Here is a 26,083-nt window from a genome sequence, read left to right on the forward strand (position 1 = left end):
ACTGCAGGGGGGACCCTGTGGGAGAGTAGGACACCGCCGAACAATTTTTGTCAGAAGGCCCCGGAACACAGTTCCGGGGCCTTTCTGCATTTCCGAGCCCGGGACTCCTTCCCCACCCCAGGACCCCCGTGCCAGGACCCCGGCCGGCGGCGGGTAAGGTCGGGGAGCATCGTCGACACAGTTCCGCACAGGAGGCCCTCGGGTGGAGGTCCAGGAGACCCGCGTTCAGACGGACCGGGTGCTCACCATCCCCAACATTCTCAGCATGGCGCGTCTTCTCGGCGTGCCGCTGTTCCTGTGGCTCATCCTCCTGCCCGAGTTCGGCGGGCCGAAGGCCGACGGCTGGGCGCTGCTCGTGCTGATGCTCAGCGGCGTCAGCGACTACCTCGACGGAAAGCTCGCGCGTCGCTGGAACCAGATCAGCAGTCTCGGGCGTATCCTCGACCCCGCCGCGGACCGGCTGTACATCCTGTCGACTCTCGTCGGTCTCACCTGGCGCGAGATTCTTCCGCTCTGGCTGACGGCCGCTCTTCTCGCCCGGGAACTGATGCTCCTGGTGATGGTCGGGATCCTCCGCCGGCACGGTTATCCGCCCCCGCAGGTCAACTTCCTGGGGAAGGCCGCGACCTTCAACCTCATGTATGCCTTCCCCTTGCTGCTCCTGAGTGACGGAACGGGCTGGCTTGCGTCACTGGCGGCGATTTTCGGATGGGCGTTCGCCGGATGGGGTACAACTCTGTATTGGTGGGCAGGGATCCTCTATGTGGTCCAGGTCCGCCGCCTCGTCAAGGCGGACGCAGTGGCCGATTGACCCCCGTCGACGCGTGGCCGTGCAGAGTCGCCGGCCGCGGATGCCACCACAGGGTCTCTCCGGAGGGGTGAAGTCGGCTCAACCGTCATCTCTCCAAGGAGGACGCTTCCGACATGAAGGCCGTCGTGATGGCTGGTGGCGAAGGCACCCGGCTTCGCCCCATGACCTCGAGCATGCCCAAGCCTCTCCTGCCGGTCGCCAACCGGCCGATCATGGAGCATGTGCTGCGGCTGCTCAAGCGGCACGGGCTCACCGAGACCGTGGTCACCGTGCAGTTTCTCGCCTCACTCGTCAGGAACTACTTCGGTGACGGCGAAGAGCTCGGAATGGAGCTCACCTATGCCAATGAGGAGAAGCCACTCGGCACCGCGGGGAGTGTGAAGAATGCCGAGGAGGCGCTGAAGGACGACGCCTTTCTCGTCATTTCCGGAGATGCTCTCACGGACTTCGACCTGACCGACCTCATCGCCTTTCACAAGGAGAAGGGCGCTCTGGTCACGGTATGCCTGACACGTGTGCCCAACCCCTTGGAATTCGGCATCACGATTGTCGACGAGGAGGGCAAGGTCGAGCGGTTCCTGGAGAAGCCGACCTGGGGGCAGGTCTTCTCGGACACCGTGAACACCGGCATCTATGTGATGGAGCCGGAAGTCTTCGACTACGTCGAGCCCGACGTTCCCGTGGACTGGTCCGGCGATGTGTTCCCGCAGCTCATGAAGGAGGGCAAGCCGATCTTCGGCTATGTCGCCGAGGGCTACTGGGAGGACGTCGGTACGCACGAGAGCTATGTGAAGGCGCAGGCGGACGTCCTGGAGCGGAAGGTCGACGTCGACATCGACGGCTTCGAGATCTCCCCGGGCGTCTGGGTCGCCGAGGGCGCCGACGTGCACCCCGACGCCGTGCTGCGCGGACCGGCGTACATCGGTGACTACGCCAAGGTCGAACCCGGCGCGGAGATCCGCGAGCACACCGTGATCGGGTCCAACGTGGTCGTGAAATCGGGTGCGTTCCTTCATCGGGCCGTGGTGCACGACAATGTGTACGTCGGGCAGCAGAGCAATCTGCGCGGCTGCGTCATCGGGAAGAACACCGACATCATGCGGGCGGCCCGGATCGAGGACGGGGCGGTCATCGGTGACGAGTGCCTGATCGGCGAGGAGTCGATCGTCCAGGGCAATGTCCGGGTCTACCCGTTCAAGACGATCGAGGCCGGCGCCTTCGTCAATACCTCGGTCATCTGGGAGTCGCGCGGGCAGGCGCATCTCTTCGGGGCGCGGGGCGTCACCGGCATCCTCAACGTCGAGATCACGCCCGAAGTGGTCGTCAGACTGGCCGGCGCCTATGCGACCACCCTCAAGAAGGGGGCCACCGTCACCACCGCGCGCGACCACTCCCGTGGTGCGCGGGCGCTGAAGCGAGCGGTGATCTCTGCGCTGCAGGCGAGCGCGATCGACGTACGCGACCTGGAGAACGTGCCGCTGCCCGTGGCACGGCAGCAGACCGCGCGGGGCAGCGCGGGCGGCATCATGATCCGCACCTCGCCGGGTGTCCCGGACTCCGTGGACATCATGTTCTTCGACGAACGCGGCGCCGACCTCTCCGCCGGCGGGCAGCGCAAGCTGGACCGGGTGTACGCGCGGCAGGAGTACCGGCGCGCGTTCCCCGGCGAGATCGGTGACCTGCACTTTCCGTCCAGCGTCTTCGACTCGTACACCGGCTCCCTGCTGCGGAACGTGGACATCACCGGTATCGCCGAGTCCGGACTGAAGGTCGTCATCGACGCGTCCAACGGCAGTGCGGGCCTCGTTCTGCCGAGCCTGCTCGGCCGGCTCGGCGTGGACGCCCTGACCATCAACCCGGGCCTCGACGAGTCCCGTCCCACGGAGACGGCGGACGGGCGGCGTTCCGGGCTGGTGCGGCTCGGAGAGATCGTGGCCTCGGCGCGGGCAGCGTTCGGTGTGCGTTTCGACCCGGTCGGCGAGCGCCTGTCCCTGGTGGACGAGCGCGGCCGGATCGTGGAGGACGACCGGGCCCTGCTGGTGCTGCTGGACCTCGTCGCGGCCGAGCGGCGCAGCGGCCGGGTCGCCCTGCCGGTGACCACCACGCGGATCGCCGAGCAGGTGGCCGCCTACCACGGCACCCAGGTGGAGTGGACGACGACCTCGCCCGACGACCTGACCAGGGTCGGCCGCGAGGACACCACCATCTTCGGCGGCGACGGGCGCGGCGGGTTCATCGTCCCCGAGTTCAGCTCGGTCTTCGACGGCGCCGCGGCCTTCGTCCGGCTCGTCGGGCTCGTGGCGCGGACCCAGCTCACGCTGAGCCAGATCGACGCCCGTATCCCGCGCGCCCATGTCCTCAAGCGGGACCTGGCCACGCCGTGGGCCGTCAAGGGCCTGGTGATGCGGCGGGTCGTGGAGGCCGCCGGGGACCGGCACGTCGACACCACGGACGGTGTGCGGGTGGTGGAGGCCGACGGGCGCTGGGTGATGGTTCTGCCCGACCCCGCCGAGGCCGTCACCCATCTGTGGGCCGAGGGCCCCGACGACGCCTCCGCGCAGGCCCTGCTCGACGAGTGGGCCGCGGTGGTGGACAGCGCCGGGAACTGACGGAGCGGCCCGCCGTCCCCCCGGCCCGCGCTCGCGGGCCGGGGCGGAAACGGTGGGGCCATTCGGTGGTAGCGGCTGCGACATGCGACGATGTGCGGCATGTCGCAGCCGCCCCCCGTTCGGAGCACCGGTTCTCCGTCTGCGCGCCCCGACGCGTCCATGTCGCTGCTGACCAACGTCATGGAGCACAGCCTCGACGACGGATACGCCGAGGCCGCCGCGCGCAGAGCCGAGAACGGCGGACTGCCGCGGACCCTGCGGGCCAAGCTCGGCCTCGCCGCGGGCCTGGTGCTGGCGGCCGTGGTCGTCACCGTCGGGGCGGCCGAGGCGCGGATCTCGGCGCCGGTGCTCGCCAAGGAACGCGAGGACCTGATCGACCGCGTCCAGGCGCAGACCGGTGCGGTCGACGCCCTCCAGCGCGATGTCGAGTCCCTCCGCGACGATGTGCAGGAACGCCAGCGCAAGGCGCTCAGCGACGAGGGCGGGGAGCGGACGGAGGTAGTCGGCCTGCTGGCCGGCGCCACCCCGGTCGAGGGCCCGGGTGTCAAGCTCGTCGTCGACGACGCCAAGGGCACCGACCAGAGCGGTGACGGGCCCCGCGAGAGCAGCGGCTTCTCCGACACCGGGCGGGTGCGCGACCGCGATATGCAGCGGGTCGTGAACGGGCTGTGGGAGTCGGGCGCGGAGGCGATCGCCATCAACGGGCAGCGGCTGACCTCCCTGTCGGCCATCCGTGCGGCGGGCGACGCCATACTGGTCGACAACCGGCCGCTGGTCCCCCCGTACACCGTGCTCGCGGTGGGGGACGCCAAGGACCTCGCGAGCTCCTTCCGGGACAGCGTCGACGGCCAGTACCTGGACGTGCTCCGGGAGGACTACGGCATCCGCACCCGTCTCTCGGAGGAGGAGACGGTACGGCTGCCGGCCGCGCCGAGCCTGATCGTACGTACAGCAGAGCCGAGGACCGCCGACGCCGGGGACGGCGACGGGCCGGGGGCGGCCGACACAGAGAAGGACGCATCGTGATCGCCGTACTGGGCCTCGTCGTGGGAGTCGTGGTCGGCCTGCTGGTCCGGCCGGAGGTGCCGGCCGTGGTCGAGCCCTACCTGCCGATCGCGGTCGTGGCCGCCCTGGACGCGGTGTTCGGCGGGCTGCGCGCCATGCTGGACGGGATCTTCGTGGACAAGGTCTTCGTGGTGTCGTTCCTCTCGAACGTGGTCGTGGCCGCGCTGATCGTCTTCCTCGGCGACAAACTCGGCGTCGGCGCCCAGCTGTCGACGGGTGTGGTCGTCGTCCTGGGCATCAGGATCTTCTCCAACGCGGCGGCCATCCGCCGCCATGTCTTCCGGGCGTGACGCACATGGCCAACGAGAACGAGGACGTGCCGCAGGGCGGTGCCGCCCAGCCGAAGCGCGAGCCGCTGCCGCCGATGGCGCCCCCGCCCGAGGACGAGCCCGGCACCGGCGCGCCGGAGGAGAAGCCGGACGGTCCCAGCGGCCGGCAGCGCCTGGGCGCGGCCCTGTGGCCGCCGAGGGTGACCCGGGCCCAACTCATCGTGGCGCTGCTGCTGTTCGTGCTGGGGCTCGGCCTGGCGATCCAGGTGCGCTCCAACAGCGAGGAGAGCGCGCTGCGCGGCGCCCGGCAGGAGGACCTGGTGCGCATCCTGGACGAGCTGGACAACCGCACCCAGCGCCTCCAGGACGAGAAGCAGCGTCTGGAGGAGCAGCGCACCGAGCTGGAGAACAGCTCGGACCAGGCCGAGGAGGCGCGCAAGCAGACGCTCCAGAAGGAGCAGCAGCTCGGCATCCTGGCGGGCACGGTCGCGGCCCAGGGGCCGGGGATCACGCTCACCATCGCCGGGTCCGCGGCGGCGGTCGAGCCGGACATGCTGCTGGACACCATCCAGGAGCTGCGGGCGGCGGGCGCCGAGGCGATCCAGGTGAACGAGATCCGGGTGGTGGCCGACACGTACTTCTCGGGCAGCGCGGGCGAGGTGGAGGTGGACGGCAAGCGGATCTCCGCGCCGTACACGTTCAAGGTCATCGGGAAGCCGCAGGACCTGGAGCCGGCGCTGAACATCCCGGGCGGTGTCGTGCAGACGTTGGAGAAGGAGCAGGCCACGGCTACTGTGGCTCGTTCGGAGAAGATCATTGTCGACGCCTTGCGACCGGCGGAGCGGCCTGACTACGCTCGGTCGTCATCGAGGTGAAGCGGGGGGACATGGGGGCTGCCGGGCCAGGGCAGGAGAGTGCAGGGGGGCGGCGCACGGGATTGGCGGTGCGTGGTGGAAACTGTCAGGTGGTCACGGACGTTGTGAGGGTGTCCGGGTCGGCAGGTGTGTTCGTGGATGGGTCGTCCTGCCCCACGGGCGGGTCTATTTCGGTCAAGGGGAAACGCCCGTGAAGTTGTTTGGGAAGTTGTTCGGCAAGAGCGCGCGCGAGGAGGGCAACGCCCGCCACCGCGCTCCGCGTCACGGTCAGAACGAGGAGCAGGGCGGCGAGCGCCCGCTGTTCCGCGACGAGGTCGCCGGTGGCGACAATTCGGGCGGACCGGGCGCGTCGGCTGTTGACCCTGCCGGTGCCGGCCGCATAGGTTTCGGGGAACCATCAAGTACGGGTGGAGGGTTTGCCCAGGACCCGTATGCGACCAACCCGCACGCGGGCCAGCCGCGGCAGGAGGATCCGTCCATGGCGGGCTTGCCGGTTTGTACGAGGTGCGGCCACCGGAACACCGAGGCCGGCCGGTTCTGCTCCAACTGCGGTGCGCCGCTGCGCGGCGGTGCTCCCGCCGAGCGCGCCTCGGAGACCACCTCGACGATCTCCATCTCCGGCATCGAGGCGTACGACTCCGAGGTGACGGGCCAGACCGCCCTTCCCTCGCTGTCCCCGGAGGCCCAGGCCGCGGTGGACGCGCTGCCGCTCGGCTCCGCTCTCCTCGTGGTGCGCCGCGGCCCCAACTCGGGCAGCCGCTTCCTCCTCGACGGCGAGCTGACCACGGCCGGGCGCCATCCGCAGAGCGACATCTTCCTGGACGACGTGACCGTCTCCCGCCGCCATGTGGAGTTCCGGCGCGGCCAGGACGGCAGCTTCACCGTCTCCGACGTCGGCAGCCTCAACGGCACCTACGTCAACCGTGAGCGGATCGACTCGGTGGTCCTCGCGAACGGCGACGAGGTCCAGATCGGCAAGTACCGGCTGGTGTTCTACGCGAGCCAGCGGGGCGTCTGACCCGCCCCCGGGCGATGCCCGGGGGGACCCCAGGGGAAGGTTCCATGTTGCGCACACCGACGGGCGGTGCCGGTCACGGCACCGCCGGACCGGGCGACCGGCCGATGAGCATCGGAGCGGTGCTGACACGCCTGCGGGACGAGTTCCCGGAGGTGACCATCTCCAAGATCCGGTTCCTGGAGGCCGAGGGGCTCGTCGAGCCCAGCCGGTCGCCGTCCGGGTACCGGAAGTTCAGTCCGCAGGACGTGGAGCGCCTGGCGCTCGTGCTGCGGATGCAGCGGGACCACTACCTTCCCCTGCGGGTCATCCGGGAGCAGCTCGACGCCCTGGAGCGGGGCGAGCAGGTCCAGCTTCCCGCGCAGGGCTCCCCGGGCGACGGCACCGAGGGCGGCTGGGAGCCGGGGGCGGAGGAGCCCACGGTCCGCAGGCTGGGCCGTGCCGAGCTGCTGGCGGCCGCCGAGATCACCGAGGGCGAGCTGGCCGAGTGGGAGGCGTACGGCCTGGTCACGCCCGATGAGCAGGGTTCCTACGACACCGAGGCGATCACCGTCGCCCGGCTGGTCGCGGATCTCGGGCGGTTCGGGCTGGAGCCGCGGCATCTGCGCGCCATGCGGGCCTCCGCCGAACGGGACGCGGGCCTGGTGGAACAGGTCGTCGCCCCCCTGCGCCGGCACCGCAATCCGCAGACCCGGGCCCATGCCGAGGCCACCACCAAGGAGCTGGCGGCGCTGTCCGTGCGGCTGCACGCGGCCCTGGTGAGAAGCGCTCTGGGGACCCGTTCGACCTGACCGGGCCCGGCCCGACTACCCAAACACCTCGCGCACGTCCTAGGGTTGCTGTGTGAACGAGCTCGACGTTGTGGGTGTCCGGGTCGAAATGCCCTCGAACCAGCCGATCGTTCTCCTGCGCGAAGTGGGAGGCGACCGGTACCTCCCCATCTGGATCGGTCCCGGTGAGGCGACCGCGATCGCCTTCGCCCAGCAGGGCATGGCCCCTGCCAGGCCGCTGACGCACGACCTCTTCAAGGACGTCCTGGAGGCCGTGGGCCAGGAGCTCACCGAGGTCCGCATTACGGACCTGCGCGAGGGTGTCTTTTACGCCGAGCTGGTCTTCGCGAGCGGGGTCGAGGTCAGTGCCCGCCCGTCGGACGCCATAGCTCTGGCCCTGCGCACCGGGACGCCGATCTACGGCAGTGACGGTGTGCTGGACGACGCGGGGATCGCGATCCCCGACGAGCAGGAGGACGAGGTGGAGAAGTTCCGCGAGTTCCTCGACCAGATCTCCCCCGAGGACTTCGGCAGCAGCAACCAGTGACCGTCTCCCGCACCGGTCCTACCGGTGCGTCGGCGGGCCCCTCCGGCGGGATGTGATCACCAACCGTGACGGTGACGGCGGGTAACGGTGGGTAACGTCGACAGGCAGTGATGATCGCGTGTCGTGTTCAGCGCATTCGGTTAGCTTTACCCGGCAACAGGGCACGAGAAACCACCCTCAGGGTGATTATCACTCGGCGTGCCGAGTGTGGCGATCGTTGACGCGCCCCTGGTGACTCCCTACCTTCGAGGTGGCAGGTCAAGGACGGAGGTCGGCGTGAGAAGCAGCGGCGACAGTACGGCTGGGGGCGGCCCCGGGATCAGTCCGGTGGAAGGCGGGCCGTATCCGCTGCACAGCGGCACGGCCGCCACGTCGACGGACACCATCGGTTACCGGGGTCCGACCGCGTGCGCGGCGGCGGGCATCACCTACCGGCAGCTCGACTACTGGGCGCGCACGGGGCTGGTCGAGCCCAGCGTGCGGGCCGCCTACGGCTCGGGCACACAGCGGCTCTACAGCTTCCGGGACGTCGTCGTCCTGAAGATCGTCAAGCGGTTCCTGGACACGGGCGTCGCCCTCCAGAACATCCGCGCGGCGGTGCAGCATCTTCAGCAGCGCGGCTTCCGGGACCTGGAGCGCATGACGCTGATGAGCGACGGCGCCACGGTCTACGAGTGCTCCTCGCCCGACGAGGTCGTGGGCCTCCTCCAGGGCGGCCAGGGGGTCTTCGGGATCGCCGTGGGCGTCGTCTGGCAGGACGTGGAGACGGCCCTCTCGCAGCTCCACGGCGAGCGCGTGGACACCGGCGAGACCCTGGTCGGGAACAACCCCTCGGACGAACTGGCCCGGCGCCGGCGCGACCGCGCCGTCTGACACCGCCCCGCCGCCCCCGGCGCGTTCCGCGTGGAGCGCGCCGGGGCGGCGTGCGGCGCCGTTGTCAGTGGTGTGGTGCAGCATCGGTGGTGTGAGGTCCGCGCCGACGATCCTGCATCTGGACATGGATGCCTTCTACGCCGCAGCCGAGCAGGCGGCGAAGCCCTCGTTGCGCGGCAAGGCCGTGGTCGTCGGGGGCCTCGGCCCGCGGGGTGTGGTCGCCACCGCGTCGTACGAGGCGCGGCGCTTCGGGGTGCACTCGGCGATGCCGATGGCCCAGGCCCGGCGCCTCGCGCCGAACGCGGCCTACCTCGTCCCCCGCTTCACCCTGTACCGCGCGGTCAGCGACCGGGTGATGGAACTCCTCGGGCGGCTGTCGCCGCTGGTCGAGCCGCTCAGCCTCGACGAGGCCTTCGTCGACCTGGAGGCCGGGGGCACGCCCGCCACCTCGGCCGCCGCACGCGCGGCGGGCGTCCGGCTGCGCGAGGACATCCGCACGGCCACCGGACTGACCGGCTCGGTCGGGCTGGCCGGGTCCAAGATGCTCGCCAAGATCGCCTCCGAGCAGGCCAAGCCCGACGGGCTGGTGTTGATGGAGCCCGGTACCGAACGGGACCGCCTCGCGCCGATGAGCGTCCGGGTGCTGCCCGGGGTCGGCCCGGCCACCGGGGAGCATCTGCGGCGGGCCGGGATGACGACCGTGGCGCACCTCGCCGAGGCCGGTGAGGACGAGCTCGTGCGGCTGCTCGGCCGGGCGCACGGGACCGCGCTGTACCGGATGGCCCTCGGGCACGACGACCGTCCCGTGGTCGCCGAACGGGACGCCAAGTCGGTCTCCGTGGAGGACACCTTCGACACCGATCTCCACGACCGGGTGCGGGTGCGCACGGAGGTCGACCGGCTCGCCGAGCGGTGCGTCCGGCGGCTGCGGGCGGGCGGCCACTCCGGGCGCACCATCGTGCTCAAGGTCCGCCGCTACGACTTCTCCACCCTGACCCGCTCAGAGACCCTGCGCGGCCCGACCGACGACCCCGCCGTGGTACGGGAGGCGGCCGGGCGGCTGCTGGAGTCGGTGGACACCACGGGCGGGGTGCGGCTGCTCGGCGTCGGGGTCTCGGGTCTCGCCGACTACACCCAGGAGGACCTGTTCGCCCAGGCGGCCACCGCCGCCGCGGCCGGCGATCCCGCCGCACCGGAGCCGGCGGGAGAGGCGGAGGCGGCCGCGGCGGACGCCGAGGAGCCGGGGCCCCGGGCGGAGGCCGCCGCGGAACCGCACCCCGCACGCCGCTGGTCGGCCGGGCAGGACGTCCGGCACGCCGTGTACGGGCCCGGCTGGGTGCAGGGGAGCGGCGTGGGCCGGGTCACCGTCCGCTTCGAACAGCCCGGCTCGCCGCCCGGCAGGGTGCGCACCTTCCGGGTGGACGACGAGGATCTGAGCCCGTCCGAACCGCTGCCGCTGGTGGGCGCGGACGGGCCGGAGCGGTCCGCCGCGGCGGGTCAGTCCTCCTGGCCGGCGACCCGGCCGAACGACCTGTCACCCGAGGCGGGCGCGGGCGGCGGGGCGGCCAGATCCAGACCGTAGTGGTGGTAGAGCTGGAGCTCCTGCTCGGGGGAGAGATGCCGCCCCACCCCGAAGTCCGGGGCGTCCTTGATCAGGGAGCGCTCGAAGGGGACATGGAGCGCGTTGTCCACGATCTCGCTCGGTTCCAGGGGGACGAACGCGTCCCTGCTGAAGAGGCCCGTACGGACGGCGGCCCACTCAGGGACGCCGGTGGCGTCGTCCAGGTACACCTCGTCGACGGTGCCGATCTTGTTGCCGTCGCGGTCGAACGCCTTGCGGCCGATCAGGCTGCGCGGATCGATGTCGGTCTGCACGGTCCCTCCAGTGGTCGCAGCTGCTCTCCTGTCACTACGAAAGGCCACATCCCGGGTGTCGGCCACTCGGGGGACCCGCGGGCGGCGCTGGTACCCTGGCAGCGGCTGTTGACCCCGCGCGGGAGAGTCCACCGGTGAAACCCCGCCGGCGGCGCCGAAGGAGCAAATCCTCCCCGGAATCTCTCAGGCCCCTGTACCGCGCGGACGAGGTCACTCTGGAAAGCAGAGCGGGCGTCGGACGGCATCCGCTCTCACCGACGGTGAAAGCCGGAGCACGTTCCGCGTGCCCCGGTGAAGCTCTCAGGTCGAGATGACAGAGGGGGAGGCCGTCCGGGCATCCGCGTCGTGATGCCCCTCGCAGGTCGTTACGGACCAGGAGGCCTCCCACATGACCGTCAACCGCATCCCGCTGTCGGAGCTCGAGCGCGGTACCCCGTTCGAGCGGCGCCACATCGGGCCCGACGCCGCCGCGCAGGCCAAGATGCTGGCGCAGGTGGGCTTCGGCTCCCTCGACGAGCTGACCGGCGCCGCGGTCCCGGACGTGATCAAGAGCGCCGAGGCGCTGAACCTGCCCGAGGCGCGCACCGAGGCCGAGGTCCTCGCCGAGCTGCGCGACCTCGCCGAGCGCAACCGCGTCCTCGCGCCCATGATCGGCCTCGGCTACTACGGCACCTTCACCCCGCCGGTCATCCTGCGGAACGTCATGGAGAACCCCGCCTGGTACACCGCGTACACGCCGTACCAGCCGGAGATCTCGCAGGGCCGGCTGGAGGCGCTGCTCAACTTCCAGACCGTGGTCGCCGACCTCACCGGGCTGCCGACCTCCGGCGCCTCCCTGCTGGACGAGGGCACCGCCGCCGCCGAGGCCATGGCGCTCGCCCGGCGCGTGGGCAAGGTCAAGAAGGGCGTCTTCCTCGTCGACGCCGACACCCTGCCGCAGACGATCGCGGTGATCGAGACGCGCGCCGAGCCCACCGGGGTCGAGGTCGTCGTCGCCGACCTGTCCGAGGGCATCCCCGCCGAGATCGCCGAGCGCGGTGTCTTCGGCGTGCTCCTCCAGTACCCGGGCGCCTCCGGCGCGGTGCGGGACCTCAAGCCGCTCGTCGACCGGGCCCACGAGCTGGGCGCGATCGTCACCGTCGGCGCCGACCTGCTGGCGCTCACCCTGCTCACCTCGCCCGGCGAGCTGGGCGCGGACATCGCCGTCGGCACCACCCAGCGCTTCGGCGTCCCCATGGGCTTCGGCGGCCCGCACGCCGGCTACATGGCGGTGCGCGACACCTACGCCCGCTCCCTGCCCGGCCGCCTGGTCGGCGTCTCCGTGGACGCGGACGGCAACAAGGCGTACCGCCTCGCGCTCCAGACCCGTGAGCAGCACATCCGCCGCGAGAAGGCCACCAGCAACATCTGCACCGCGCAGGTCCTGCTCGCCGTGATGGCCGGCATGTACGCGGTCTACCACGGCCCGGAGGGCCTGCGGGCCGTCGCCGAGCGCACCCACCGCTACGCGACCCTCCTCGCGGACGGCCTGCGGGCGGGCGGTGTCGAGGTCGTCCACGACAGCTTCTTCGACACGATCACCCTGCGGGTGCCGGGCCGGGCCGACGACGTGGTCGCCGCCGCCCGCGAGAACGGCGTCAACCTGCGCCGGGTCGACGCCGACCAGGTCTCCGCCGCCTGCGACGAGACCACCGGCCGGGCGCAGCTCGCCGCCGTGTGGGCCGCCTTCGGCGTCGAGGCCGACGCGGAGGCACTGGACGCCGCCGGAACGGACGCGCTGCCCGCGTCCCTGCGGCGCACCGACGAGTACCTGACGCACCCGGTCTTCCACCAGTACCGCTCCGAGACCGCGATGCTGCGCTACCTGCGCCGCCTCGCCGACCGGGACTACGCGCTGGACCGGGGCATGATCCCGCTCGGCTCCTGCACCATGAAGCTGAACGCGACCACCGAGATGGAGCCGGTCACCTGGCCCGAGTTCGGCCAGATGCACCCCTTCGCCCCGGTCGAGCAGGCGGGCGGCTACCTCACCCTCATCACCGAGCTGGAGGAGCGTCTCGCCGAGGTCACCGGCTACGACAAGGTCTCCATCCAGCCGAACGCCGGCTCCCAGGGCGAGCTGGCCGGTCTGCTCGCGGTCCGCGCCTACCACCGGGCCAACGGCGACGAGCAGCGCACGGTCTGTCTGATCCCGTCCTCCGCGCACGGCACCAACGCGGCCAGCGCCGTGATGGCCGGGATGAAGGTCGTGGTCGTCAAGACCTCCGACGACGGCGAGATCGACGTCGAGGACCTGCGGGCCAAGATCGGGCAGTACCGCGACGAGCTGTCCGTGCTGATGATCACCTACCCGTCCACGCACGGCGTGTTCGAGGAGCACGTCGCCGACATCTGCGCCCAGGTGCACGACGCCGGCGGCCAGGTCTACGTGGACGGCGCCAACCTCAACGCGCTGGTCGGCCTCGCCAAGCCGGGCCGGTTCGGCGGCGACGTCTCCCACCTGAACCTGCACAAGACCTTCTGCATCCCGCACGGCGGCGGCGGCCCCGGCGTCGGCCCGGTCGGCGTCCGCGCCCACCTGGCGCCGTACCTGCCGAACCACCCGCTCCAGCCGACGGCCGGCCCCGAGACCGGTGTCGGGCCGATCTCGGCCGCGCCGTGGGGTTCCGCGGGCATCCTGCCGATCTCCTGGGCGTACGTCCGCCTGATGGGCGGCGAGGGCCTGAAGCGGGCCACCCAGGTCGCCGTGCTGGCCGCCAACTACGTGGCCAAGCGTCTGGAGCCGCACTACCCGGTGCTCTACACGGGCCCGGGCGGGCTGGTCGCGCACGAGTGCATCATCGACCTGCGCCCGCTGTCGAAGGCGACCGGCGTCAGCGTCGACGACATCGCCAAGCGCCTGATCGACTACGGCTTCCACGCGCCGACGATGTCCTTCCCGGTGGCCGGCACGCTGATGATCGAGCCCACCGAGAGCGAGGACCTGGCGGAGCTGGACCGCTTCTGCGACACGATGATCGCGATCCGCGCCGAGATCGAGAAGGTCGCCACCGGGGTCTGGCCCGCCGACGACAACCCGCTGAGCAACGCCCCGCACACCGCCGCCGCGCTCGGCGGGGAGTGGGAGCACGCGTACGGCCGTGACGAGGCCGTCTTCCCGGCCGGGGTGAGCGCCGCCGACAAGTACTGGCCGCCGGTCCGCCGGATCGACGGCGCGTTCGGCGACCGCAACCTGGTCTGCTCCTGCCCGCCGCTGGACGAGTACGACGCCTGACGGATGACGCGCGGCGCCCGGCCGGGTGCCGCGCCCGGCGGGTGACCGGTCCCGGCAGGGGCCCGGAACGCATCGGGGCCGGTGCGGAGGCGTGAGTCTCCGTACCGGCCCTTCGTTCCGCCGCCCGCTGGACGGTTACCGCCCGCTGGACGGTTACGCGGCGGTCGCCACCTGACCGGCGCCGAGCGGCCGGTGCGGGGCGATGATCTGTCCGTCCGGCAGCAGTTCCCCGGTGTCCTCGAAGAGGAGGACGCCGTTGCACAGCAGGCTCCAGCCCTGCTCCGGGTGGTGGGCCACCAGGCGGGCCGCCTCACGGTCGGCGGAGTCGGATGTCGGGCAGGCTGGCTGGTGCTGGCACATGGATGGGTTCTTTCGCTGCGATGTGGTGAGTGTCCTGCGGCTCGATGAGCTGTTCATGGCCGCCCCCCGATCTGTCGGTCCGGTCCCAGTGTTCCCCTCCGGACGTCTGTCCGCAGGGATTTCACAGCAGCTCTTCCTACTGATTCATGACGCATCACCCGCCAGGGCGGTTCAGCCCAACCCGCCCGTCCATTCGGGGGGTTCGGCATGACACCAAGGGGCTAGTCCGTGTGGGCCACCCCTCGGACGCGCATACGCCCCGCGACGGTGTCGTCGCGGGGCGTACAGGGTGCTCAGGGAGCGTGCGCGGGACGTGCGGGGCGCGTCGCGGTGCGGGTGCGCGGCGCGCGCCGGGTCAGGCGGCGGGGGTGTCCAGCAGGGGGCGCGGGCCGAGCCGCAGGTTCATCAGCGGCAGCAGATCGGCGGCCGGGTGCGGCCGGTTCGGGGCGATGCCCGGCGGGGCGGGCGCCAGCGGGACGAGGACGTCGGTGGGCAGCAGGGTGCCCGCGCCGGCGTCGGCGCCGGTGTCCGCGTGCAGCCAGAGGGTGAGCATGTACAGCTCGGGGACGGACAGCAGCCGCGCCTGCCCGTGGGCGCCCGCGGATTCGGCCTGGCGCAGGGCGAGTTCGGTGGAGGCGAGATAGGGCCCTTCGAAGAAGTGGGAGAACGCCCAGCCGTCGGGCGTCAGTACGGTGTCCGCGGCCGCCACGGCGCGGCCGCCGCTGCGGATGTGGAAGCGCCAGCCGGCGAGCCGGGTGACCGGGGCCCCGCCGCTGGGCACCACCCGGTCCAGGACATGGACGGGCAGCGGCAGTTCGGCGCCGAGCGGTCCCTGGACGGACCGCAGAGCGGGGGTCGGGGCCTCACGGACGGCCGTGGGCGATCCGAGTGCAGTGAGAACGCTGCGCAGGGCGGGCGCGGGGGCCGCGGGGACATGGAGGGCCATGGTGGGTCGCCTCTCGCTCTGGAGACACGGTGATGCGGGGAGGTGCGGACGGCACTGTCGGCATGGGGGCCGCGCGGGGCCGGAAGACCGCCGGGCGCCGACTGTCGGCCCGTTCGGGAGTTTATACGACCTGTGTTCACGCGATGTTTCCGCTACCCGACGCGCATATTTCCGGCAAGGCGAATACCGGACCTCCGGAAGCGCGCTTTTCATGGCGTTCACGCCGTCGCCGCCCGCTCGGCCTGCGGATTCTCCGATCTCGCGGTCGGCCGAATCCGGTCGGTGATTCTCACCACCGGCTCGCCCCGGAAAATGCCCCCGGCTTCGGCCCGGGGAAGGTGCCGGATGAATGTGCCCCGTGGGTACTGACTCCAGCCTATCCGGAGCGAGCCGGGCTCCGGGGCGTTACGGATCAAAGAGTCTGGGCATTATCGTCCGTGACACGGGCGGCCCCGCCGTGTGGCCGCCCGAGCGAGGAGGGACGCCCGATGGGGGAGAAGGTCGTGGCAGGCGGGTTCGACCTGTCCGATCGGCAACGGTACCGGCGCAAGGTGCAGCAGTGCCTGGAGGCGCTGGACAGGCTCCTGGCGGAGAAGAGGTTCGACCGGCCCAGGAATCTCATGGGGCTGGAGATAGAGCTGAATCTCGCGGGTACGGACGGAATGCCGCGGATGATGAATGCCGAAGTGCTCTCCCGTATCGCCAGTCCGGATTTCCAGACCGAGCTGGGGATGTTCAATCTCGAAGTGAACATCGTCCCGCACCGGTTGGACGGGCATGTGCTCGACCAGCTCGCGGAGGAGATGCGGACCGGTCTCGCCTATGCCGACCGGAAAGCCGGGGAGGCCGGTGCCGGGATTGTGATGATCGGAATCCTGCCGACGCTGAAGCAGCACGACCTGGTCACCGCGAACCTCTCCGACGTGGACCGCTACACCCTGCTCAACGACCAGATCGTGGCCGCGCGCGGGGAGGACTTCACCCTCGACATCGCCGGTGTCGAGCGGCTGACGGCCACCTCCTCCTCCATCGCGCCCGAAGCGGCCTGCACCTCCGTGCAGTTGCACCTCCAGGTGACGCCCAACCGTTTCGCCGATGTGTGGAACGCGGCCCAGGCGGTGGCCGCGATCCAGGTCGCCGTCGGGGCGAACTCCCCCTTCCTGTTCGGCAGGGAGCTGTGGCGCGAGTCCCGGCCGCCGCTCTTCCAGCAGGCCACCGACACCCGGCCGCCCGAACTCCAGGCGCAGGGCGTGCGCCCGCGGACCTGGTTCGGCGAGCGCTGGATCGACTCGGCCCACGACCTCTTCGAGGAGAACCTGCGCTACTTCCCCGCGCTGCTGCCCATCTGCGACGACGAGGACCCGCTGCGGGTCCTGGACGACGGGGGAGTGCCGCAGCTCAAGGAGCTCGTCCTGCTCAACGGCACGGTCTACCGCTGGAACCGGCCGGTGTACGGCGTCGTGGACGGCGTACCGCACCTCCGGGTGGAGAACCGGGTGCTGCCGGCCGGCCCCACGGTCACCGACGTCATCGCCAACGCCGCCTTCTACTACGGCCTGGTGCGCGCCCTCGCCGAGGAGGCGCGGCCCGTGTGGACCAGGCTGCCGTTCGAGGCCGCGCACGAGAACTTCGAGAACGCCTGCCGCCACGGGATCGACGCCGAGATCCTGTGGCCCCGGCCGGGCCGGAGCGGCGGGGTCACCACCGTCCCGGTCGTCAAGCTGGTACGCGACGAACTGCTGCCGCTCGCGGCGGCGGGCCTGGACGCCTGGAACATCGAGCCGGCCGACCGGGACCGCTACCTCGGGGTCATCGAGCAGCGCTGCAAGCGCCGGGTGAACGGGGCCTCCTGGCAGGCGGACACCTTCCACCGCGCGCTGGAGGCCGGGCTGGAACGGGAGGCGGCGCTCGCGGCCACCACCCGGCGGTACACGGAGCTGATGCGGGAGGGCGAGCCGGTGCACACCTGGCCCGTCGGGTTCCCGGGGCAGGGCGGCAGGGCGGCCGCGGGCTGACGCCCGGCGCCGCCGTCTACGCCGTGGCAGGGGCGGCGGGCGCGGCACTCCTCGCCGGGGCGGTCCTGGTGACGGCGGTGCGCCGGCGCCGAATCCGTGTACGGGCCCGCCGATCGATGAGTGCCGGGTCCCGCGGAGGTCACAGTTGGCAGGACCACCGGCGGACCGACGCCGCTCGCACCCGGAGGCACTCATGGCCAAGCTGATCTACTCGATGATCACCTCGCTCGACGGCTACGCCGAGGCGGCGGAGGGCGATCTCGGCACCGGGGCCGAGGACCCGGAGGTGCACACCTTCATCGGCGACCTCTTCCGCCCCGTCGGCACATACCTCTACGGGCGGCGGATGTACGAGACGATGGTCTACTGGGAGACCGCGCACACCGAGCCGGGCCAGCCACCGCACATCCTGCAGTACGCCCGCGACTGGCAGGCCGCGGAGAAGGTCGTGTACTCCACGACGCTGGAGTCGGTGTCCAGCGCGAAGACCAGGATCGAGCGCTCCTTCGACCCGGACGCGGTGCGGAGGCTCAAGGCCGAGTCCGAGGCCGACCTCACCGTCGACGGCCCGAACCTCGCGGCCCAGGCGATCGCGGCCGGCCTGGTGGACGAGTACCACCTCTTCATCACCACCAGCGTCGTCGGCGGCGGCAAGCGGTTCTTCCCCGACGGCGTGCGCCTCGACCTCGAACTGGTCGAGGAACGCGCCTTCGCCGGCGGCCTGATCCACGCGCACTACCGGACCCGCTGAGGAACCCCGTCGGCAGCACCCGCGACGCGCCGGACGGCGGAGGCGACCGCCGGTGCGCGGACCGGCGGTCGCCTCGTGATCCAGAAGTCTAGCGGCCCGAGTGGTCGATGACGTTGCCGTTGGAGCAGTTGTTGGCGTGGTCGCTGACGTAGTCGCCCAGGACGGGGACGACGGCGACTTCCTGCAGGCATACGGCGGCGGCGGTGAAGTTCCAGTTGTTCGCGGCATTGACGCCGCCACCGAAGTTGGAGTCGTTGTCGGCGTGGGCGGGAGTGGCGACGGCGGCACCGGCGAGGGCCAGGGCGGCGAGGGTGATGATCTTCTTCATACCCGGGAAACGAGCGTACGAGGAGGTCGGCACGCCCGGTCACCCGCCTGACGCACAGCGCGCGGGCGGGGCTCACTGGCCGCCCTGGGCCGCGCGTTCCTTCTCGGCCACCGCCATGATCGCCTGGAGGATCACGGACTCGATCTCGGCGGGGTCGCTCACCTGGTAGCCGGCGCCGCCGGTCGCGTCGGCGAGTTCGTTGAGTTCATCGAGGTCCGCCTCGGGGCCGATCGCCACGGCGATCAGCGGGACGGGGGCGTTCGGGTCGTGGAGGCGGGCCAGTTCGGCGATCAGGGCGCTGCGGGTGATGCCGACGCGGTCCTGGTCGGAGCCGTCGGTGAGGACGACGAGGGCGTTGAACTTGTCCGTGACGTAGGTGTCCTGGGCCTTGCGGAACACCGCGAGGGTGGTGTCGTACAGGCCCGTGGAGCCGTTGGGCACCGGGGTCAGGGCGTCGAAGGCCGTGGCGAGGCGGGCGCGCTGGGTGTCGGGGCGTCCCGGAGGGCCCAGGGGGTCGGTGGGGACCAGTTCCCGGTAGTCCTTGTCGCCGTCCAGGTTGGTGGCGAACTCCCACAGCCCGATCTCGTCCTCCGGGCCGAACTGGGTCAGCGCCTGCCGCAGGGCCTTGCGGGTCACATCGATGCGCGACTGCGCGCCCCGGCCCGGTACCGCTGTCTGCATCGAGCCGGAGATGTCGACCACCGTGGTGAGCCGGGCGCTCTGGACGGTGATCGTCCACATGCCCAGGGTCTGCTGGAGGACCTCCGAGGCCAGCGGTTCGGCGGGGCCCGCCTCGGGCCCGAAGGGCTGGGGCTCCGCGCCGCCCGCGGTGCGCACCAGGTCCGCGCCCGCCGCCTGGTCGGGCGGACGGAACCCCGCGCGCGCCAGGGCGCGCCGTGCCGGCGGCTCCCCGAGGAGGGCGGCGAAACGGGTCGCGGCCCGGCTCTCGTCGGTGCTCAGCTCGGTCTCGTCGACGAGCTGGTACGGGTAGTCCAGAACCGCCGGGGCGTCCGAGGGGTAGAAGAGGCGGACGTCGAAGGCGTCGTCGCCGGACGCGGAGTTGTGGGCGAAGGCCGCCTGTTCGGAGAGGAACACCGCCTGGTTGCGGGACGGGTCGCCGGCCGCCTCGCCCGAGTCGGCGCGGGCGAGGCTCGCCGTGGCCGCGGTGTCGCTCGGCGCGACGTGCTGGGACAGCTCCTTGGCCGTGGCGGCGACCGCGGTGTCCGGCGCCTTCTCGTCCCGCCGGACGGAGGCGGAGACCTGGGCCAGGGCGAGAAGTCCGGTGGCGCTCACCGCCGGGTCGCCGGCGCCGACGCGTATGTCCCCCGCCTCGGCGGCGGCCGCCGTGAGACCGGACCAGGTGTAGGTGGAGCGCGGCCAGCCCAGTTGCTCGCCCGCGGTCGGCACCACGGCGAGCGTCACGGGCGAGGTGGCCACGCTGCCCGCCGGGGTGAGCGGGACGCCCCCGCCGGAGGCGCCGGTGCGCTCGGCCCAGACGGAGGAGTCGGGCAGCCACACCTCGTACCCGGGGCTGTTGGAGCCGGTGGTGAGCAGCTCCGCCACCTCGTGGTTCTCCCGCGCCACCACGTTCACCCGCAGGCACTGGCCGTCGGATCTGACCCCGTCGGCGCGGGCCTGCTCGGCGACGGCGCGGACGGTCGGGGCGATGTCGGGGGAGACGGCCACGTCGATGCCGACCGCGTTGTCCGCGCACGCGTCGGGGAACGACAGCAGCCCGGTCTGCAGGGCCGTCCCCGTGCCGGCGGCGACGGCGACCGCCAGCGAGGCGGCCGTCACCACGGTCCGCCGGCGGGTGCGTGTCCGGGGCCCGGCTCCCTCGGCCGTCCCGGCATCGGGCAAGCTGTGACGTCCCATGCGGTGGTGCCCCTCCTTGTGCGGTCTGCAAGGAAAAGGACCCGCGTCATCAGCGGGATGACGTGGGTCCCCCGGCCTGTCGCGCGCGATCTTCGTACGTGCTGTCGAGACCCTAGCGGGGTCGGCACGTATACGAGGGCGGATTACCGAACTGGAGGCTGGTGTGCAGACGGAGGCCGGAGGCGTGGCCGGTTCGTTGCCCGGGGAGGTGCTGCCGCGGAAGATCCTGCGGTCCGAGCTGCTGCTCGTCCTCGCCCTGTCGCTGGGTGCCAGCGCGGTGTCCTCGCTGATCAGCTTCACCGGGGCACTGACCAGGCCGGGTGGTCTCAAGGACCAGGCGGCCAACCTCAACAGCTCCTACGCGCCCGGCCGTCCGTGGCTCGATCTCGCCTGGCAGCTCTTCGGCGTGGCCACGGCGCTGGTGCCGGTCGCGCTCGTCGCGCATCTGCTGATCCGGGAGCGGGCGGGGGTCGGCGCCATCGGCTTCGACCTTCGGCGGCCGTGGTCGGATCTGGGGCGGGGGACGCTCGTCGCGGCCGGCATCGGCAGCGCGGGACTGGCGTTCTACCTCGTCGCGCGGGCAACGGGCTTCAACCTCACCGTCGTTCCGGAGTCCCTGCCGGACGTGTGGTGGAAGTACCCGGTGCTGATCCTGTCCGCCGTGCAGAACTCGGTGGTCGAGGAGGTGATCGTGGTCGGCTATCTGCTGCGCAGGCTCGACCAGTTGGGCTGGTCGCCGATGGCCGCGCTGGCGGCCAGTTCGGTGCTGCGCGGCACGTACCACCTCTACCAGGGGATCGGCGGGTTCATCGGGAACATGGTGATGGGCGTCGTCTTCGTGCTGCTGTACCGGCGGTGGGGCAGGGTCGGGCCGCTGGTGGCGGCGCACGCGCTGCTCGACATCGTGGCGTTCGTGGGGTACGGGCTGCTCGCGGGGCGGGTGGACTGGCTGCCGACGCCGTAGCGCGCGGGCCGGCGCCGGTGCGGCACGGCGTCGGCGGCGGTCAGGGGGCGGTGAGGAGTTCGCCGTCGACGACGGTGACGGCGCGGCCGGTCAGCAGGGTGCGGTCGCCGCGCAGTTCGGTGCGTACCGTGCCCGACCGCGCGGACGCCTGAAGGCCGGTGAGGCGGGGGCTGCCGAGGCGCGCGGACCAGAACGGGGCGAGCGCGGTGTGGGCGCTGCCCGTCACCGGGTCCTCGTCGATGCCGAGGCGGGGGAAGAAGCAGCGCGAGACGTAGTCGTGGCCGCTCCCGGCCTGGTCCGCGGCGGCGGTGGCGATGACGCCCCGGTCGGAGAGGGCGGCGAGGGCCGGCAGGTCCGGCTTCAGCGCGCGGACCGTGCGCTCGTCCGCGAGCTCCACCAGCAGGTCGCCGATGTGCTCGCCGGTGTCGTGGACGCTCAGGGGCTCGGTGCCCAGCGCCTCGGCGAGCCCCGCGGGAGGCGTCACCGGCAGCAGCGGTGAGGTGGGGAAGTCGAGGGCGAGCGTGCCGTCCGGGTGGACCTCGGCGCCGAGGATCCCGCAGCGCGCCCGGAAGCGCACGGCACCGGCCGCGAGTCCGGCGGTGTGCAGGACGTGAGCGGTGGCGAGGGTGGCGTGCCCGCACATGCCGACCTCGGCGGCCGGGGTGAACCAGCGGAGCGCGTAGTCCGCCTCCGCGTCCCCGGTCAGCGGGTGGGCGAAGGCGGTCTCCGAGAGGTTGACCTCGGCGGCGACGCTCTGGAGCCAGGCGTCGTCGGGGAACGGCCCGGCGTCCAGGAGCAGGACCCCGGCGGGGTTTCCGGTGAAGGGGCGGTCGGCGAAGGCGTCGACGATACGAATCCGCATACGGCGACGGTAGGGCCCGCGCGGGCCCGGGGGACAAGGCCAATCCGCGTCCGGCGGCCTGATTCGCGGGTCGGAAGCGCGGGGTGGCGAGCCGGCGGTGTAGCGGTCGGCCTTGTCATGCGATGCATTCCGATATATCGTTGACGCATCACGACAGATCAACGATAGAAGGAGATGCATCATGCGTTCCCATGGACACGAACACGAGCAAGGCCCCGGCCCCGGTCGCGGGCACTGCGGGCCCGGGCAGTACGGCCGGGGCGGCGAGCGGGAGGAGCGGCGCGCGGCCTTCGGGTCGTTCGGGCCTCCCTTCGGCGGGCCGTTCGGCGGCGGGCGCGGTCGCGGAGGCGGCCGGGGGCGGGCGCGGCGCGGTGATGTGCGCGCCTCGATCCTGGCGCTGCTCGCCGACCGGCCGATGCACGGCTACGAGATGATCCAGGAGATCGGCGAGCGCAGCGGCGGGGCGTGGAAGCCCAGCCCCGGCTCGGTCTACCCGACCCTCCAGCTGCTGGAGGACGAGGGGCTGATCATCAGCGCCAGCGAGGGCGGCAAGAAGCTGTTCACCCTCACCGAGGCCGGCCGCGCCGAGGCGGAGTCCGGGCCGGACGCGCCCTGGGAGGACGCCGGGCGCGGCGTCGACTGGGAGAGCGTCAACGAGATCCGGCAGGCGGGCTTCGGGCTGATGGAAGCCTTCGGGCAGGTCTGGAAGACCGGCGACAAGGAGCAGCGCGACAAGGCCGTCGCCGTCATCAACGAGGCGCGCAAGAAGCTGTACCTGATCCTCGCCGACGAGCACTGACTCCGTGGCGGGTCAGCGGCGGGCCGGTTCGCCGCCCGCCCGGCGCCGGGGCGCCGCGGAAGGGGTCCGCACGACGCGGGCCCCTTCGTGTGTGCCCGGACCGCGCGGCGGCGCGATGGTGTGGGTGTCGGCGGGCTGTCCGTCCTCCGGAAGGAGGAGAGGCCGGGCGGGTGCGCCCACCCTTCGTCGGATGCCCGAATGCTCCCGTGCGGCGACGCCCCGGGCGTCCGGGGCTGATGAAGTGGAGGATGTGCACCTCCCTGTTCCGCGTCCGGCCCATCCGTCCGCCCCCGCCCCGTCCGGGACCGCCCGTGTCCCGTCCGGGACCGACGCCGCGCTCACCGACGAGCTGGCGGCGGTCGTCGCCGGGGCGCGCCGGCGGGCGCTGCGCGACGCGGACGGCCAGATCGACACGGCCTATCTGCTGCACTCCCTGCTGGAGTCCGACGCCGCCGTGCGCGCCGCCGTCGGCGAGGGCCCTCAACTGGCCCGGCTGCTGGGCTACCTGGTGCAGCGCAGCATCGGCTACGGGCTCCGCTGGCGCGGCTCCGTCGAGGACTCCGGGGCGCTGCGGGCGATCGGGCGCGCGGCCCGTACCCCCGGCTGGTCCCCGTCCGCCGCGAGTGCGCTGACCGGCGCGGTCGCCCGGGCCGGGCGGCGCGGTGAGACGCGCGCCGCCGGGACCGATGTCCTCGCCTGTCTGACCGCCGACCCCGACTGCCGGGCGGCCGAGGTCCTGCGCCGGGCCGGTATCGACGCCGAACTGCTGGCGGACCGGATCGCGAGCCCGTCTCGACATGTGTCACCGGGGTGACGCTCCTGACGCGCGCTGACATCATGGCCCGATGCACGCGTCTTCGGTGAGAAGCGCCGGCCTGGGTCTCGCCCTGGTCTCGGCCTTCGCCTTCGGTGGTTCGGGAGTGGCGGCCAAGCCGCTGATCGAAGCGGGACTCGACCCGCTCCATGTCGTCTGGCTGCGAGTGGCCGGCGCGGCGCTCGTGATGCTGCCCGTGGCCTGGCGCCACCGCGATCTGCTGCGCCGCCGGCCCGCGCTGCTCGCCGGGTTCGGACTGCTGGCCGTCGCCGGGGTCCAGGCGTGCTACTTCGCCGCCATCTCCCGCATCCCCGTCGGTGTCGCCCTCCTCATCGAGTACCTCGCCCCCGCGCTCGTCCTCGGCTGGGTCCGCTTCGTGCAGCGCCGCCCGGTCACCCGGGCCGCCGCCGTCGGTGTGGTCCTCGCCGTCGCGGGGCTCGCCTGCGTCGTCGAGGTGTGGGCCGGGCTGAGCTTCGACCCGCTCGGCCTGCTGCTCGCGCTCGGGGCGGCCTGCTGCCAGGTCGGCTACTTCGTCCTGTCCGCCCAGGGCAGCGACACCGAGGACGCGCCCGACCCGCTCGGTGTGATCGCGTACGGGCTGCTGATCGGGGCGCTGGTGCTCACGGTCGTCGCGCGGCCCTGGGGCATGGACTTCTCGCTGCTGGCGGGCGGCGCGGGGATGGACGGGACCGAGGTCCCGGCGGCGCTGCTGCTCGGCTGGATCGTGCTGGTGGCGACCGTCCTCGCGTATGTCACCGGGGTCGTCTCGGTGCGCCGGCTCTCCCCGCAGGTGGCCGGGGTGGTCGCCTGTCTGGAGGCGGTGATCGCCACCGTGCTCGCGTGGGTGCTGCTCGGCGAGCACCTGTCCGCGCCGCAGATCGTGGGCGGGGCGGTGGTGCTGGTGGGCGCGTTCATCGCCCAGTCCCAGGCGACCCGTTCCCAGGCGCCGAAGCCGCCGTCCGGACCGGTGGCGGCGGGCGGCCCGGAGACCTCGGCGGCCCTCGCGGGCGGTGAGGGCCGGGAGGTCCATGCGGGCGGGTTGTCCGCGAAGAGCGACCCGGCCTAGGGTGGCGATCATGCGTTTGACCGTGCTTCCGCCTCCTGCCGCCTGAGGCGGGCGGCAGTCCTTCCGACGAGGACCGGGCCCGGGGGCGTCCCCGGGTAGTTCGTCGCTGCCCGCGTGCCGGAGTCCAGTGACCTGAACGCCTGTTCCTCGCACGGAGAAGAAACGTGTCGCAATCCTCCGCTGCCCCCGTCGGTGTGCCCGTCGGCCGCAGCCTCGTCTATCTCGTCTTCGCCGGTGTCGCCTGGGGTACCGCCGGCGCCGCCGCCTCGCTGGTGTTCGCCGCGAGCGACCTCGGCCCCCTGTCCCTCTCGTTCTGGCGCTGCGCCGGGGGCCTGCTCCTGCTGCTGCCGGTCCTCGCCGTGCGGGCCCGGCTGCGAGGGCGCCCGGCGCCCGGGGCCGTCAGGGCGCCCGCGCCCGAGCCGCGCCGCCGCCGGCTGCTGCGTGTCCTCGGCACCGGTGCCGGTCTGACCCTGTTCCAGAGCGCCTACTTCGCCGCCGTCGAGGCGACCGGGCTCGCCGTCGGGACCGTCGTCACCCTCGGCGCGGGACCGGTGCTCATCGCCCTCGGCGCCCGGCTCACCATGGGCGAACGCCTGGGCCGCGGCGGCCTCCTGGCAGTGGGCGGCGCCCTGGCCGGGCTCGCGGTGCTGGTCCTCGGCGGAGAGGGCGGTACGGTCCGGCCGCTGGGCGTGGCCCTCGCCGTGCTGTCCGCCGCCGGTTACGCGGCGATCACCCTGCTCACCCGGTGGCTCGGCCGCGACGGCGGAGGCGGCGACCCGCTCTCGACCACGGCCTGGGCGTTCGCGATCGGCACGGCCGGGCTGCTGCCCCTGGCCGCCGCCGAGGGGCTGCTGCCGCACACGGCCGATCCGCTGCGGGTGCTCTGGCTGCTGGTGTACGTGGCGGCCGTGCCCACCGCCCTCGCGTACGCGCTCTACTTCACGGGGGCGGCGGCCGTGCGGGCCGCGACCGTCTCCGTGATCATGCTGCTCGAACCGGTCAGCGCGGCGGCCATCGCCGTGACGCTTCTCGGGGAGCGGCTCTCGGCCGCGACCATCGGCGGGACCGTCCTGCTGCTGGCGGCGGTCGGTGGGCTGGTCGCCGCGGAGGCGCGGGGCGCGGCGGCGCGCAGGCGCACCCCGGCGCCGGTGTAGTCCGGGCCGAGGGTCCGGGTCCCCGGGGGCGGCCGGGTCCCGGCCCCGCTCGGGCGCGTCCGAGGCCGGACCGGCTCAGAAAGTGTTGGGTAAGCCGTTGATCACTCGTGGTTGAGGTCTTCGGTGAGGCGTCGGGCTGCTTCGGTCTCGATGGGGCCGTGCGGCT

General features: G+C 72.3%; 24 protein-coding genes and 1 riboswitch. Of the genes, 18 read left to right on the forward strand and 6 right to left on the reverse strand.

Going from position 1 to position 26,083, the window contains the following annotated elements; translation table 11 throughout:
• Nucleotides 1–202 precede the first annotated feature (202 nt).
• From ABZ457_RS28740 to ABZ457_RS28785, 10 genes are all read left to right on the forward strand, one after another.
• Nucleotides 203–811 (forward strand): CDP-alcohol phosphatidyltransferase family protein, encoded by a 609-nt coding sequence (locus tag ABZ457_RS28740; protein ID WP_359163343.1) that lies wholly within the window; start codon nucleotides 203–205, stop codon nucleotides 809–811.
• Nucleotides 812–924: 113 nt separating this feature from the next.
• The gene (locus ABZ457_RS28745; protein ID WP_359163346.1) at nucleotides 925–3,420 is read left to right on the forward strand and encodes a mannose-1-phosphate guanyltransferase; all 2,496 of its coding nucleotides are present in this window, start codon (nucleotides 925–927) and stop codon (nucleotides 3,418–3,420) included.
• A gap of 99 nt (nucleotides 3,421–3,519) precedes the next feature.
• Nucleotides 3,520–4,446 carry a DUF881 domain-containing protein gene (locus tag ABZ457_RS28750; protein ID WP_359163349.1) on the forward strand — a complete coding sequence of 309 codons (927 nt, stop codon included), beginning with the start codon at nucleotides 3,520–3,522 and terminating at the stop codon, nucleotides 4,444–4,446.
• A complete protein-coding gene (locus ABZ457_RS28755) occupies nucleotides 4,443–4,775 on the forward strand; it encodes a small basic family protein (protein WP_003970459.1) in 333 nt (110 codons plus the stop codon). The genes ABZ457_RS28750 and ABZ457_RS28755 overlap by 4 nt, the downstream gene beginning before the upstream one ends.
• 5 nt (nucleotides 4,776–4,780) lie before the next feature.
• Nucleotides 4,781–5,629 carry a DUF881 domain-containing protein gene (locus ABZ457_RS28760; RefSeq protein WP_359163400.1) on the forward strand — a complete coding sequence of 283 codons (849 nt, stop codon included), beginning with the start codon at nucleotides 4,781–4,783 and terminating at the stop codon, nucleotides 5,627–5,629.
• A 61-nt stretch (nucleotides 5,630–5,690) separates the two neighbouring features.
• Nucleotides 5,691–6,647 (forward strand): FHA domain-containing protein, encoded by a 957-nt coding sequence (locus ABZ457_RS28765; protein ID WP_359163403.1) that lies wholly within the window; start codon nucleotides 5,691–5,693, stop codon nucleotides 6,645–6,647.
• 44 nt (nucleotides 6,648–6,691) lie between these two features.
• Nucleotides 6,692–7,435, forward strand: coding sequence for a MerR family transcriptional regulator (locus tag ABZ457_RS28770; RefSeq protein ID WP_359163352.1), 744 nt, complete (start codon nucleotides 6,692–6,694; stop codon nucleotides 7,433–7,435).
• Nucleotides 7,436–7,487: 52 nt separating this feature from the next.
• On the forward strand, nucleotides 7,488–7,961 hold the full coding sequence (locus tag ABZ457_RS28775; protein WP_109294339.1) for a bifunctional nuclease family protein: 474 nt from the start codon (nucleotides 7,488–7,490) through the stop codon (nucleotides 7,959–7,961).
• Nucleotides 7,962–8,288: 327 nt separating this feature from the next.
• Complete coding sequence (locus ABZ457_RS28780; RefSeq protein ID WP_359163356.1) at nucleotides 8,289–8,834, forward strand: MerR family transcriptional regulator; 546 nt, start codon at nucleotides 8,289–8,291, stop codon at nucleotides 8,832–8,834.
• A gap of 91 nt (nucleotides 8,835–8,925) precedes the next feature.
• Complete coding sequence (locus ABZ457_RS28785; RefSeq protein ID WP_359163358.1) at nucleotides 8,926–10,416, forward strand: DNA polymerase IV; 1,491 nt, start codon at nucleotides 8,926–8,928, stop codon at nucleotides 10,414–10,416.
• Here the strand turns inward: ABZ457_RS28785 and ABZ457_RS28790 are convergent.
• On the reverse strand, nucleotides 10,332–10,709 hold the full coding sequence (locus ABZ457_RS28790) for a PRC-barrel domain-containing protein (RefSeq protein ID WP_359163360.1): 378 nt from the start codon (nucleotides 10,707–10,709) through the stop codon (nucleotides 10,332–10,334). The two genes, ABZ457_RS28785 and ABZ457_RS28790, sit on opposite strands and share 85 nt — an antisense overlap.
• A 109-nt stretch (nucleotides 10,710–10,818) precedes the next feature.
• Nucleotides 10,819–10,918: riboswitch (glycine riboswitch) on the forward strand.
• Between the two features lie 179 nt (nucleotides 10,919–11,097).
• Here ABZ457_RS28790 and gcvP point away from each other — a divergent pair.
• Nucleotides 11,098–13,983: an aminomethyl-transferring glycine dehydrogenase gene (gcvP, locus tag ABZ457_RS28795; protein WP_359163363.1), complete on the forward strand. Its 2,886-nt coding sequence runs from the start codon at nucleotides 11,098–11,100 to the stop codon at nucleotides 13,981–13,983.
• A gap of 153 nt (nucleotides 13,984–14,136) precedes the next feature.
• Here the strand turns inward: gcvP and ABZ457_RS28800 are convergent, their stop codons facing one another.
• Together ABZ457_RS28800 and ABZ457_RS28805 are read right to left on the reverse strand one after the other, a co-directional pair.
• Nucleotides 14,137–14,343: a DUF5999 family protein gene (locus tag ABZ457_RS28800; RefSeq protein WP_018850193.1), complete on the reverse strand. Its 207-nt coding sequence runs from the start codon at nucleotides 14,341–14,343 to the stop codon at nucleotides 14,137–14,139.
• Between the two features lie 355 nt (nucleotides 14,344–14,698).
• Nucleotides 14,699–15,289, reverse strand: coding sequence for a hypothetical protein (locus tag ABZ457_RS28805; protein WP_359163367.1), 591 nt, complete (start codon nucleotides 15,287–15,289; stop codon nucleotides 14,699–14,701).
• 488 nt (nucleotides 15,290–15,777) lie between these two features.
• Here ABZ457_RS28805 and ABZ457_RS28810 point away from each other — a divergent pair, with 488 nt between their 5' ends.
• Together ABZ457_RS28810 and ABZ457_RS28815 are read left to right on the forward strand one after the other, a co-directional pair.
• The gene (locus tag ABZ457_RS28810; protein WP_359163370.1) at nucleotides 15,778–17,304 is read left to right on the forward strand and encodes a glutamate--cysteine ligase; all 1,527 of its coding nucleotides are present in this window, start codon (nucleotides 15,778–15,780) and stop codon (nucleotides 17,302–17,304) included.
• 193 nt (nucleotides 17,305–17,497) lie between these two features.
• A complete protein-coding gene (locus ABZ457_RS28815) occupies nucleotides 17,498–18,055 on the forward strand; it encodes a dihydrofolate reductase family protein (protein ID WP_359163373.1) in 558 nt (185 codons plus the stop codon).
• 88 nt (nucleotides 18,056–18,143) lie between these two features.
• On the opposite strand, the gene ABZ457_RS28820 is transcribed toward ABZ457_RS28815, so the two are convergent.
• Both ABZ457_RS28820 and ABZ457_RS28825 read right to left on the reverse strand, forming a co-directional pair.
• Nucleotides 18,144–18,383 carry a hypothetical protein gene (locus ABZ457_RS28820; protein ID WP_359163376.1) on the reverse strand — a complete coding sequence of 80 codons (240 nt, stop codon included), beginning with the start codon at nucleotides 18,381–18,383 and terminating at the stop codon, nucleotides 18,144–18,146.
• Nucleotides 18,384–18,455: 72 nt separating this feature from the next.
• Nucleotides 18,456–20,258: a substrate-binding domain-containing protein gene (locus ABZ457_RS28825; protein ID WP_359163379.1), complete on the reverse strand. Its 1,803-nt coding sequence runs from the start codon at nucleotides 20,256–20,258 to the stop codon at nucleotides 18,456–18,458.
• A gap of 163 nt (nucleotides 20,259–20,421) precedes the next feature.
• On the opposite strand from ABZ457_RS28825, the gene ABZ457_RS28830 reads away from it, so the two are divergent.
• A complete protein-coding gene (locus tag ABZ457_RS28830) occupies nucleotides 20,422–21,222 on the forward strand; it encodes a CPBP family intramembrane glutamic endopeptidase (RefSeq protein ID WP_359163382.1) in 801 nt (266 codons plus the stop codon).
• Nucleotides 21,223–21,262: 40 nt separating this feature from the next.
• On the opposite strand, the gene ABZ457_RS28835 is transcribed toward ABZ457_RS28830, so the two are convergent.
• The gene (locus ABZ457_RS28835; RefSeq protein WP_359163385.1) at nucleotides 21,263–22,084 is read right to left on the reverse strand and encodes a PhzF family phenazine biosynthesis protein; all 822 of its coding nucleotides are present in this window, start codon (nucleotides 22,082–22,084) and stop codon (nucleotides 21,263–21,265) included.
• Between the two features lie 181 nt (nucleotides 22,085–22,265).
• Here ABZ457_RS28835 and ABZ457_RS28840 point away from each other — a divergent pair, with 181 nt between their 5' ends.
• The 4 genes from ABZ457_RS28840 (at nucleotide 22,266) to ABZ457_RS28855 (ending at nucleotide 25,917) form a co-directional block, all read left to right on the forward strand.
• Complete coding sequence (locus ABZ457_RS28840; RefSeq protein WP_359163388.1) at nucleotides 22,266–22,883, forward strand: PadR family transcriptional regulator; 618 nt, start codon at nucleotides 22,266–22,268, stop codon at nucleotides 22,881–22,883.
• Between the two features lie 250 nt (nucleotides 22,884–23,133).
• Nucleotides 23,134–23,697: a Clp protease N-terminal domain-containing protein gene (locus ABZ457_RS28845; RefSeq protein WP_359163391.1), complete on the forward strand. Its 564-nt coding sequence runs from the start codon at nucleotides 23,134–23,136 to the stop codon at nucleotides 23,695–23,697.
• A 31-nt stretch (nucleotides 23,698–23,728) separates the two neighbouring features.
• The gene (locus tag ABZ457_RS28850; protein ID WP_359163394.1) at nucleotides 23,729–24,763 is read left to right on the forward strand and encodes an EamA family transporter; all 1,035 of its coding nucleotides are present in this window, start codon (nucleotides 23,729–23,731) and stop codon (nucleotides 24,761–24,763) included.
• 164 nt (nucleotides 24,764–24,927) lie between these two features.
• On the forward strand, nucleotides 24,928–25,917 hold the full coding sequence (locus ABZ457_RS28855; RefSeq protein WP_359163397.1) for an EamA family transporter: 990 nt from the start codon (nucleotides 24,928–24,930) through the stop codon (nucleotides 25,915–25,917).
• Nucleotides 25,918–26,083: the final 166 nt, after the last annotated feature.

This window comes from Streptomyces sp. NPDC005805, from assembly GCF_040630445.1.
GTDB lineage: Bacteria > Actinomycetota > Actinomycetes > Streptomycetales > Streptomycetaceae > Streptomyces.